We start from the raw sequence: 10,918 nt of genomic DNA on the forward strand, positions 1-10,918 counted from the left end.
GGTGCGCCGCCGCGCAGGCCCGCCGGCGGCGGGGGCGGCGGTGCGGAGGCGGCGCCGCGGCCGCCCGGGTTGGCGGCGGGCGTGCCGGAGCCCGGGGTGTGCCGCAGCCCGGCGGGCGGGGGCGGCGGCGGGGCCGAAGCGCCGCCGCGGCCGAGCGCGCCGCCGTGAGCCGCGCCCGGACCGGACGGACCGCCGCGCAGCGCGCCCGGCGGGGGCGGCGGGGGTACGGAGGCCGCGTTGCGGCCGAGCGCGCCGCCCTGCGCCGCCTCGGCGGGCGCGGGAGGCGCGGCGGGCGCCGGAGCGCCGGGCAGACCACCGAGGCCGGGGCCGCCGGGGGCGAGCATGGTCGGCGCGTACTCCACGGCCGGACCGGCCGACGGCCCGGCGGGCGGCGGCGTCTCGGGCGCACCGGGCAGGCCCATCAGGCCCGGGACCCCGTCCTGCGGGGCGAGCATGGTCGGCGCGTACTCCACGGCCGGACCGGCCGGCGGCGCGGAGGGCGACGGCGTCTCGGGCGCACCGGGCAGGCCCATCAGGCCCGGCATCGCGTCCGGCGGCGCCAGCAGCGTCGGCGCGGGCTCGGCTGCCGGAGGCTGCACGGGGGCGGGGACCGGGGCGGGGCCAGGGGCGGGGGCAGGAGGAGCGGACTCGGGCGGCGCCGGGGGCATGCCCGGGACGGCGCTCCTGGGCATCAGCGCGGTGGCGGCCTCGGAGCCGGCCGGCGCGGGCGCGTCGGCCGACTCGGAGCCGAGCGTGCGCAGGCCCTCGGGCATCAGCATCGTCGCCGCCTCGGAGCCAGCCGGGGCGGGGCCCGGCGGGACCGGCGGAGCCGACTGCACCAGCGGCGGGACGGCCGGCTCGTCGTGGCCGGGCGGCGGGGCGAGCATGGTCGGCGCGTCCCCGGCGGGCCGGTCGGAGACCGGCGGGGTGGTCAGGACGGCCGGCGGGGGCGTCGGCGGCCCGGACGGCGGCGCCCACGAGGCGGCCTCGGCCGGCAGGCCGGTCGCCTCGGGCGCGAACTGCTCGGACACGGACTGCTCGGGCGCGAAGTGCTCGGGCACGGACTGCTCGGGCACGGACTGCTCGGGCACGGACTGCTCGACCGGGGCCACGGGGGCCGGAGCGGGAACCGGAGCCGGCGAAGGGGCAGGAGCAGGAGCAGGGGCAGGAACGGACGCAGGGGCAGGGGCAGCCGCCGGGGCCTCGCCCAGCCGCTCCGCCTCCGCCGCGATCGCCGCCGCACCCGCCTCCTGCAGCCACTGCGGCGGGCTGAGCAGGAAGGACGTCGCCTCGACGGGCCCGGGCGCGGGCTTCGCCGCCCCCGCCGGGTTGGCCGCCACCGGCCGCCCGTACACCTCCTCGTACTGCCGGACGACCTCGTTGACCGGCAGCGCGGGCCACAGCGTGCTCGCGCCGGAGTCGCGGGCGATCACCAGCCGCGCCCCGCCCGTCGGGCCGCCCGGCTCCGCAGCGCCGCCGGCGCCGTCCGCGGGCTGCACCGCCCAGCAGACGAAGCCCAGGTCGAACTCCCGGACCCGCACCTCGCGCTGCTGCGACCCCGGCACCCCGCCGTTGATCCACTCGTCGGCGAGCTCATGCGCCTGTGCGTACGTCACCACGCCCGGTTCACCCCTGTCCCCATCCTCGTCGTCCCCGTCGTCCCGGTCGTCCCGGTCACTCGCCCGGAACGGCCCGGGCGAACCCGCCGTCCACCATCAGCTCCGCGACCGTCTCCAGCTCGGGCGGGCTGCCGGCCAGCCGGAGCAGGAACTCGTCGAAGTCCTCGCCGCAGGGCAGCAGCAGCCGCTCGACCCGGTCCTCCGGGGCCTCCGGGGCGCCGGTGTCGCGGGCGTCGTCGTACAGGTGGAACCAGACCGTGCCGATCCGGTCGCCGCGGACCTTGAGCGCGACGATCCCGCCCTGTGCGTAGGCGATGCCGAGGTAGTCCTTGGTGAGGTGGTCGCGCAGGCACTTGTTGGCGTACACGACGTCCGCCGTCCCGTACTCCTCGGTGAGGGTCAGGAACGGCTGGTCGAGCAGCATCCCGAGGTCGGTGTCGAGCGCGACGCCGACCGGGGCCCGGCCGCCGCCGAGCTTGAGGAAGGTGCGGTAGGCGCCCGGCAACCGGTAGCCGAGGCGATCCTCGGCGCGCTGGAGCAGGTCCTCGGGGACGCTGATCGGGTCGCTGCCGTCCAGGGCCAGCGGGAAGTGCACCGGGCGGCGCTCCTGGAGCGGGCGGGTGCCGCGCTGGCCGTGGTCGGCGGCGGAGGTGGCGAGTCCGCCGTGGTGCCGCAGCAGCGCCTTGACCTCGACCGGGACGAGCTCCATCCGGCGCCAGCCGGGGGCGGCCCGGCCGGCGACGTGGTGCCAGGTCCAGCCGGGCGGGGTCGCGACGGCGGTGTGCAGGTCGGCCCAGAGCGGGTGGCCCTGGGTGAACAGCGCGGCGTTGGCCGAGACGTAGTCGGTCAGCCGCAGCTCGTCCACGCCGAGGCCCTCCGGCGGGTCGGCGACCTCGGCCGCCGCGGCGGCGTACGGGCCGAAGTCCGGGTAGCCGTACTCGTCCACCCGGACCCCGGCGGGGTACCGCTCCGCGCGGACCGGATCCGGGAAGTGCACCACCTGACCTGCGTACGCCGCGTTCGGTGCGGCGGAGACGCCGGGCCGACCTGTCGTCATCTGGGAGCCCCCACTGGCTGCTGCAAAATCGGTGCGTTTGCTGGACACCAGCGTAGGGGGTCACCCTCCTGGCCGAACCCCCGCACCTAGCGCAGCGCCGTCAGCAGCGCCTCGGCGACCCGGACCTGCTGGGCCTCGGTCATCTGCGGGTAAAGCGGGAGGGTGAGCAGTTCGCGCGCGGCCCGCTCGGCGGCCGGGAAGGCGCCCTCGCGGTGGCCGAGGAAGCGGAACGCGGGCTGCAGGTGGACCGGCACGGGATAGTGCACCCCGGCACCGATCCCGGCGGCGTGCAGCGCGGCGAGCACCGCGTCGCGGTCCCGGCCGGGGCCGATCCGCACGGCGTACAGGTGCCAGACGTGCTCGTTGCCGGGGGCGGTGCGCGGCAGGGCGAGGCCGTCGACGCCGCCGAGCAGCGCGTCGTAGCGGGCGGCGAGGGTGCGGCGGGCGGCGTTCCAGGCGGGCAGGCGGCGGAGCTTGGCGCGCAGGACGACGGCCTGGAGGGCGTCCATCCGGGAGTTGAAGCCGAAGCGCTCGTGGGTGTGCTTCTCGCGGGCGCCGTGGTCGCCGATCAGCCGGACGGCGTCGGCGAGTTCGCCGTCGTCGGTGAGCACCGCGCCGGCGTCGCCGCAGCCGCCGAGGTTCTTGCCGGGGTAGAAGCTGGTGGCCGCGATCCGCCCGTGCGTGCCGCGCCGACCGTGCTGCCGGGCGCCGTGGGACTGCGCGGCGTCCTCCACCACCGGCCGCCCGTCGGCCAGTTCGAGCAGCGGGCCCATGGGGGCGAGCTGGCCGTTGAGGTGGACGGGCAGCAGCGCGACGGCCCCGGGGAGCGCGTCGGCGGCCCGCTGCGGGTCGATCAGCAGGTGCACCGGGTCGGCGTCGACGAGCACCGGGTGCAGCCCGGCCCGCAGGACGGCCTCGGCGGTGGCGACGAAGGTGTTGGCGGGCAGCACGACGCCGCCGCCGGGCGGCAGGCCGAGGGCGCGCAGGGCGAGTTCGAGCGCGTCGGTGCCATTGGCGGCGCCGACGCAGTGCCGGGTGCCGGTGAAGTCGGCGTACTCCCGCTCGAATCCGGCCACTTCGGGGCCCTTGACGTAGCCGCCGGAGGCGAGGACGCGCTCGAATCCGGCCCGGACCTCGGCCTCGACCTCGGCGTGGGCGGCGGCCAGGTCCACCAGCGGGATGCCATCGGTGCCGCCAGGACCGCCAGTACCGCCGGTCACCGGACCACCACCCCGGCGGCCCCGGCGGCCTCGTCGACCCGGTCGGCGGCCCCCACCGGGATGGTGGCGCCGCCGAGCCGGAGGCTCAGCGAGGCCGCCTCCAGCAGCCGCAGCACCCGCACCCCGGCGTGCCCGTCGGTGAGCGGCGCGCGGCCCTCGACGATCGCGGCGGCGAACTCGGCCATCACGTTGCGCAGCGCCTCCTGCTCGACCAGCGCGGGCGCGACCATGTCGCCGACCCGGTAGGAGATCAGCGCCCGGTGCCGGATCGCGTCGGTGACCTCCTCGGGCGGGGTGAGGTCCACGCCCCGGTCGTGGACGGCGAGGCGGGCCTGCGGGTTGAGGTCGTCCCAGACCAGGGTGCGCCGGGAGCCGCCGATCAGCGTCGTGCGGACCTTCGTCGGGGAGAGCCAGTTGACGTGGCAGTGCGCGAGGGCGCCGTTGCTCAGGCGGACCGTCAGGTAGGCGACGCAGGCCCGCCCGGCGCCGATCGGGTCGGCGCCCTGGGCGGAGACCCCGACCGGTTCGACGCCGGGCGGCAGGACGAAGTCGAGGATGGACAGGTCGTGCGGGGCGAGGTCCCACAGCACGTCCACGTCCGGCTGCACCAGGCCGAGGTTGATCCGCACCGAGTCGAAGAACTGGACGTCGCCGATCTCGCCGCCGTGCACGAGCTCGCGGATCCGGCGAACCGCCGGGGTGTAGCAGAAGGTGTGGTCGCACATCAGCACGAGCCCGCGCCGCTCGGCGAGTTCGACGAGCTCGGCGGCCTCGGCGGCGGAGGTGGTGATCGGCTTCTCGACCAGCACGTGCTTGCCGGCCTCCAGCGCGGCCCGGACGAGCGCGTGGTGCGCGGCGGCGGGCGCGGCCACCGCGACGGCCCCGACCCGCTCGTCCTCCAGCACCCGCCGGTAGGAGGCGGTCGCGGTGACGGTGCTGTACTCCCCCAGCACGGCGCGGGCCTTGGCCTCGTCGAGGTCGCAGAGCCAGTGCAGCCGCAGCGCCCGGGTGTGCTGGGCGTTGCGGACCAGCTTGGGGCCCCAGTAGCCGGCGCCGACCACGGCGATGCCGACCGGCCGGGCGGGCGCGGGGGCGGGCGGCTCGCCCGGGGCGGGCACGTGTCCGCCGGGTGCCTCGTTGGCGTCCTCGGCCCCGTCCGGCCGCCCGTCCCGTCCCGGCGTCGGAGAAGTCATCGCACGAGCCCCCTCGCTCCGGCACCGGGCAGGCGCACCCCGGCGGCCCCAACGGTCGGCGCGGCCGGCGGAGTCGGGCCCGCGCCGGTCGTCCCGGACGGGCGGCCGCATCCCCTCGGCTCGCTGCCGGAACGGTACCGGCCGCCACCGGGACGCGGGGGCGGTTTCGGTAGATCGGCGGACAAGTCGTGACGGCCGTGTGCAGATTGAGCCGGTGTCCTGTCGGGATCGCGTCCCGAACCGGTCGGCCGCGCACACCCGTTCGCCCACCCCCGCACCCCGGTTGTACGGATGTCGGTGTCGTTTGACAGGCTTGCCCCGGACTGGGCGCACCGGTCGGGTCCGTCAGCGCAGACGAGGAGGACGACGCATGACCAGCGGTGAGCCGGCGGGCCCGCCCGTGCTGCGCCACCTCAGGGACAGCCTGCTGCCGGCCGTCGCCGCCGCGCTGTCGCTCAAGGGCGGCGAGGTGCACACCCTGGCCGGCGACAAGTCGGCCCGGCGCCCGGTGCTGCACCCACTGGTCGGCGAGTTCCTGGACGGCCTGCCGGTCGAGCTGCGCGAGCGCTTCACCGGCCGCTGCCCGGAGGCGGTGCTGCTGTCGCAGTACCTGGCCACGGTGGACGGCAGGCGCTCCAAGCGCGCCGCCCGCAAGCCGATGGGCCTGCCCGAGGCCCGCAAGGCACTCAAGGGCTCCCGGATGACAACCGTCCGGATCCGCGAGGAGGGCGACCCGGCGCACGGCACCCACGCGCCGCCGTGCCGCTCGTGCGTCCCGATGCTGGAGCACTTCACCGTGCAGAGCGTCGCGGTCGGGCCGCCCGCCCGCTGACCGCCGGCCCGGCCGGCGCCCTCCGCCGACGCGCCGCCGCGCTCAAGGCGGCCGGCTGGCACCCCGGCCGCTGGGAGATCCGGCGCGCCGAGGAGTGGGCCGACACCCTGGTGGGGTACGGCGGCCCGACCGGCGTGCCGCACGCGGTGTTCCCGGCGGCGGTGGAGGCCTGGGCCGAGTTCGGCGGCCTCGCCTTCGACCTGTCCGGCGCGGGCCGCCAGCTGGCCCGCACGCCGTTCCTGATCGACCCGATGTGCGGGCTGCACCAGCCGCGCACCCTGGCCGACCTCGGCCGCGCGCTGGGCACGAAGGTCGCGCCGCTCGGCGAGGAGGCGTACGGGCAGGCGCTGTTGGCGGTCGACGAGGAGGGCCGCGTCTACAGCCTGGATCACACGGGAGAGTGGTTCCTCGGCCACGGGATCGACCAGGCGATCTCGGCGCTGGTCCTCGGCACCGCCCCGGAACGGCTGCGCACCGCCGACGAGTACCAGTAAGACGAGTACCGGTAACCAGCGGCTACCGCAGCGGCTCGGCGTGGACGGCCAGCCGGGAGGGCAGCACCGCCTCGACCCGGAACCCGCCGTCCGCCTCCGGCCCGGCCGAGAAGGTGCCGCCGAGCGCGATCACCCGCTCCCGCATGCCGACCAGCCCGTTGCCGCCGCTCGGCAGCTCCGCCGCGCCGCGCTCGCCGCCCGGGCAGGCGTTGACGACGCTCACCCGGACCCCGTTCGGCGCGTACGCCAGCAGGACGGACACGTTCGCGCCGCCCGCGTGCTTGTGCGCGTTGGTGAGGCCCTCCTGGACCACCCGGTACGCGGTCTGCTCGGCCTCGCCGGTGAACTGCCGCCGGCTGCCGCTGACCGTCAGGGTGACCGCCATCCCGGCCGCCCTGGACTGGTCGACCAGCCGCGGCAATCCGGCCAGCGAGTCCGGCTCGGCCGGGCGCTCGTCGTCCATCCGCAGCACGCCGAGGATCTCGCGCAGCTCGTTGAGCGCCTGCCGGCCGACCTCGCCCATCAGCTTGGCGCTCTGCGCGGCCTTCTGCGGGTCCTTGGCGACGATCCGCTCCAGCGCCCCCGCGTGCACCACCATCAGCGAGACCCGGTGCGCGACCACGTCGTGCATCTCGCGAGCGATCCGCGTGCGCTCCTCCAACCGGGCCCGGCGGGCCCGCTCCTGGGCCTGCTCGGCGAGCAGGTCCAGCTCGGTCTCCAGGCCGTGCGCGCGGTCCTTGAGCGATTCGATCAGCCGCCGCCGCGCGCCCACGTACAGGCCGGTGACCACCGGCGGGACGGTCAGGCCGACCGCCACCAGCACGGCCACCAGCACCTGGACCCAGAGCGGCGTCGGGTCCGGGGCCGCGTCGGATCCGGGCAGGAGCATCGACACCAGCATCACGGTGACGGCCTCGGCGAAGGCCAGCGCGGACAGCGCGACCACCCGGCGGCGCCGCGAGGGCCACTCCCACGTCTCGGCCAGTGTGTACAGCGCGACCACGAGCAGTACGACGCCGAGCATCCCGGGCATGGCCACCAGCGTCACCAGCACCGGTACGGCCGGCCAGCGCCGGCGCAGCACCAGCGAGCCGCCCGCGAGCGCGCCGAGCACCGCGATGCCGGCGGTGCCGGCCGCGCTCAGGTGCGCGCGGCCGGACAGGAAGGCGATGGTGCTGAGCGAGCACTCCACCGCGGCCAGCAGGGCCAGCCCGATGTCGAGGAATGCGCTGCGCGGCCGTTCCCACCACCAGAACGACCGGACCGGCGCGCGCTCCCCAGGCGACTTGCTCATGCCTGACAGCCTAAGGCGCGACCCCGTTCCCTCCCCACCGGGATTCCAGCCGCGGCTTCCGAAGGCCCCCAAGTGGTCCAGACCACATGGCGTCCTCGGTGATCCTGTCCGCCATCCGGCCACCTCGCGGACACCGACCTCCCCGACACCTATGCTGGTCGCGTCGGACAGCGCGGTCCGCACGCGTCACACCTGCCACACGCGGGCGGACCTGTGACGATGAGCCGTTGCCGAACCCCACCACCACAGGGAGCCAGCCGTGACCGCTCCGGTCCCCAACCCGGCGGACAGCCCCACCTCCGTCGCCGCCGCCGCCGGCCAAGACGCTGACAACGCGGCGCTGCGCGCGGACATCCGCCGCCTCGGCGACCTGCTCGGCGAAACGCTGGTCCGTCAGGAGGGCCCCCAGCTGCTGGGCCTGGTCGAACAGGTCCGCCTGCTCAGCCGCACGGACGGCGAGGCCACCGCCGAACTCCTCTCCGGCATCGACCTGGACACCGCGGCGAAGCTCGTCCGCGCGTTCTCCACCTACTTCCACCTCGCCAACGTCACCGAGCAGGTGCACCGCGGCCGGGAGTTCGCCACCCGCCGCGCCCGGGAGGGCTCGCTGCTCGCGCAGACCGCCGACCAGCTCGCCGAGGCCGACCCCAAGCACCTCCAGGACACCCTGGCCCACCTCGCGGTCCGTCCGGTCTTCACCGCCCACCCCACCGAGGCCGCCCGCCGCAGCGTCCTCAACAAGCTGCGCCGGATCGGCGAACTCCTCGACCGCATCCACCGCGAGCAGCTCACCTCCGGCCTCGCCGCCGCCGACCCGGCCCGCACGAGCAGCGCCAAGCGCTCCGCCGACCGCCGCCTTGCCGAGGTCATCGACCTGCTCTGGCAGACCGACGAGCTGCGGATCGCCCGCCCGGAGCCCACCGACGAGGCCCGCAACGCCGTCTACTACCTGGACGAGCTCTACCGCGAGGCCGTCCCCGAGGTGCTGGAGGAGCTGCAGGAGGAGCTCGCCCGGGTCGGCCTCAGCCTGCCCGACGGCGTCCGCCCGCTCACCTTCGGCACCTGGATCGGCGGCGACCGCGACGGCAACCCCAACGTCACCCCGCAGGTCACCTGGGACGTCCTCAACCTCCAGCACGAGTACGGCATCAAGGACGCGCTCGCCGCGATCGACGACCTGCGCAACACGCTCTCCACCTCCGAGCGCCTGGCCGGCGCCTCGGTCGAGCTGCTCGCCTCGCTCAACACCGACCTGCACCTGCTCCCCGAACTCAGCCCGCGCTACAAGCGGATGAACGCCGAAGAGCCCTACCGCCTCAAGGCCACCTGCATCCGGCTCAAGCTGGAGAACACCCGCGAGCGCCTGGCCGGCGGCACCCCGCACGTCGAGGGCCGCGACTACCTCGGCACCCGCGAACTCGTCGCCGACCTGCGCCTGATCCAGGAGTCGCTGCGCGCCCACCGCGGCGAGCTCATCGCCGACGGCCGCCTCGCCCGCGCCATCCGCACCATCGAGGCCTTCGGCCTCCAGCTCGCCACCATGGACGTCCGCGAGCACGCCGAGGCCCACCACCACGCACTCGGCCAGCTCTTCGACCGCCTCGGCGAAGAGGCCTGGCGCTACGCCGACATGCCCCGCGAGTACCGCCAGCGCCTGCTCGCCAAGGAGCTCCGCTCGCGCCGCCCGCTCGCCCCCACCCCGGCCCCGCTGGACGAGGCCGGCACCAAGACCCTCGGCGTCTTCACCACCATCCGCCAGGGCTTCGAGCGCTTCGGCGACGAGATCGTCGAGAGCTACATCATCTCCATGTGCCAGGGCGCCGACGACGTCTTCGCCGCCACCGTCCTGGCCCGCGAGGCCGGCCTGATCGACCTGCACTCCGGCATCGCCAAGATCGGCATCGTGCCGCTCCTGGAGACCACCGACGAGCTCCAGCAGGCCGACCGCATCCTCGACGAGATGCTCTCCGACCCCTCCTACCGGCTGCTCGTCTCGCTGCGCGGCGACGTCCAGGAGGTCATGCTCGGCTACTCCGACTCCTCCAAGTTCGGCGGCATCACCACCTCCCAGTGGGAGATCCACCGCGCCCAGCGCCGGCTGCGCGACGTCGCCCACCGCTACGGCATCCGGCTGCGCCTGTTCCACGGCCGCGGCGGCACCGTCGGCCGCGGCGGCGGCCCCTCGCACGAGGCCATCCTGGCCCAGCCGTGGGGCACCCTGGAGGGCGAGATCAAGGTCACCGAGCAGGGCGAGGTCATCTCGGACAAGTACCTGCTGCCCTCCCTCGCCCGGGAGAACCTCGAACTGACCATCTCCGCGACGCTCTCCGCCTCCGCGCTGCACACCTCCCCGCGCCAGGCCCCCGAGGAACTGGCCCGCTGGGACGCCGCGATGGACCGGGTCTCCGAGGCCGCCCACACCGCCTACCGCGCCCTGGTCGAACAGGAGGACCTGCCGAAGTACTTCTTCGCCTCCACCCCGGTCGACCAGCTCGCCTCGCTGCACCTGGGCTCCCGCCCGTCCCGCCGCCCCGACTCCGGCGCCGGCCTGGACGGACTGCGCGCCATCCCGTGGGTGTTCGGCTGGACCCAGTCCCGCCAGATCGTCCCCGGCTGGTACGGCGTCGGCTCCGGCCTCGCCGCCGCCCGCGCGGCCGGCCTCGGCGACGTGCTGGACGAGATGCACGGGCAGTGGCACTTCTTCCGCAACTTCCTGTCCAACGTCGCCATGACGCTGGCCAAGACCGACCTGCGGATCGCCCGCCACTACGTCGAGCAGCTGGTGCCGGGCGAGCTGCGCCACGTCTTCGACCAGATCGTCGCCGAGCACGAGCTCACCCTGCGCGAGGTGCTCCGGCTCACCGGCGAGAACGAACTGCTGGAGCACAACCCGGTGCTGAAGCAGACCTTCACCGTCCGCGACGCCTACCTCGACCCGATCTCCTACCTCCAGGTCGCGCTGCTGCGCCGCCAGCGCGAGGAGGTCGCGGCCGGGCGCCCCGAGGACCCGCTGCGCGCCCGCGCGCTGCTGCTGACCGTCAACGGCATCGCCGCCGGCCTGCGCAACACCGGCTGACGGACGGAACGCGGGGAGGGGCCCGGGGCCCCCCCCCCGGGGCACCACCCCCCAACCCCCGTGCCCCCCAGGGGGCCCCCCCCCCCCCGCCCCCGACCCACCCCCGCCCGGAGCCGAGCCCGCACCCCGGCCC

At 75.9% G+C, this 10,918-nt stretch carries 7 protein-coding genes and 1 pseudogene; 3 read left to right on the forward strand and 5 right to left on the reverse strand.

Translation table 11 applies throughout. The features are described from left to right. The 4 genes and pseudogenes from AB0O00_RS19650 to AB0O00_RS19665 all read right to left on the reverse strand — a co-directional run. Nucleotides 1-1,619 (reverse strand): annotated as a pseudogene (locus tag AB0O00_RS19650) (hypothetical protein); the annotation flags it as partial. 55 nt (nucleotides 1,620-1,674) lie between these two features. Continuing rightward, nucleotides 1,675-2,676: an HNH endonuclease gene (locus AB0O00_RS19655; RefSeq protein ID WP_363653435.1), complete on the reverse strand. Its 1,002-nt coding sequence runs from the start codon at nucleotides 2,674-2,676 to the stop codon at nucleotides 1,675-1,677. 86 nt (nucleotides 2,677-2,762) lie between these two features. Beyond that, nucleotides 2,763-3,896: a DegT/DnrJ/EryC1/StrS family aminotransferase gene (locus AB0O00_RS19660; protein WP_363653437.1), complete on the reverse strand. Its 1,134-nt coding sequence runs from the start codon at nucleotides 3,894-3,896 to the stop codon at nucleotides 2,763-2,765. Then, nucleotides 3,893-5,089 carry a Gfo/Idh/MocA family oxidoreductase gene (locus AB0O00_RS19665; protein WP_363653439.1) on the reverse strand — a complete coding sequence of 399 codons (1,197 nt, stop codon included), beginning with the start codon at nucleotides 5,087-5,089 and terminating at the stop codon, nucleotides 3,893-3,895. Before AB0O00_RS19665 ends, AB0O00_RS19660 begins: the two co-directional genes overlap by 4 nt. 370 nt (nucleotides 5,090-5,459) lie before the next feature. On the opposite strand from AB0O00_RS19665, the gene AB0O00_RS19670 reads away from it, so the two are divergent. Together AB0O00_RS19670 and AB0O00_RS19675 are read left to right on the forward strand one after the other, a co-directional pair. Beyond that, the gene (locus AB0O00_RS19670) at nucleotides 5,460-5,921 is read left to right on the forward strand and encodes a YwqJ-related putative deaminase (protein ID WP_363653441.1); all 462 of its coding nucleotides are present in this window, start codon (nucleotides 5,460-5,462) and stop codon (nucleotides 5,919-5,921) included. Next, nucleotides 5,918-6,415, forward strand: a complete 498-nt coding sequence (locus AB0O00_RS19675; RefSeq protein ID WP_363653445.1) for an SUKH-3 domain-containing protein — start codon at nucleotides 5,918-5,920, stop codon at nucleotides 6,413-6,415. The genes AB0O00_RS19670 and AB0O00_RS19675 overlap by 4 nt, the downstream gene beginning before the upstream one ends. Before the next feature lie 22 nt (nucleotides 6,416-6,437). On the opposite strand, the gene AB0O00_RS19680 is transcribed toward AB0O00_RS19675, so the two are convergent. Then, nucleotides 6,438-7,709 carry a histidine kinase gene (locus AB0O00_RS19680; RefSeq protein WP_363653443.1) on the reverse strand — a complete coding sequence of 424 codons (1,272 nt, stop codon included), beginning with the start codon at nucleotides 7,707-7,709 and terminating at the stop codon, nucleotides 6,438-6,440. A gap of 340 nt (nucleotides 7,710-8,049) precedes the next feature. Here AB0O00_RS19680 and ppc point away from each other — a divergent pair, with 340 nt between their 5' ends. Further along, nucleotides 8,050-10,785, forward strand: coding sequence for a phosphoenolpyruvate carboxylase (gene ppc / locus AB0O00_RS19685; RefSeq protein WP_363653447.1), 2,736 nt, complete (start codon nucleotides 8,050-8,052; stop codon nucleotides 10,783-10,785). The last annotated feature ends 133 nt before the right edge of the window (nucleotides 10,786-10,918 follow it).

The sequence above is a fragment of the Kitasatospora sp. NPDC093558 genome, from assembly GCF_040683475.1.
Taxonomy (GTDB): Bacteria; Actinomycetota; Actinomycetes; order Streptomycetales; family Streptomycetaceae; genus Kitasatospora.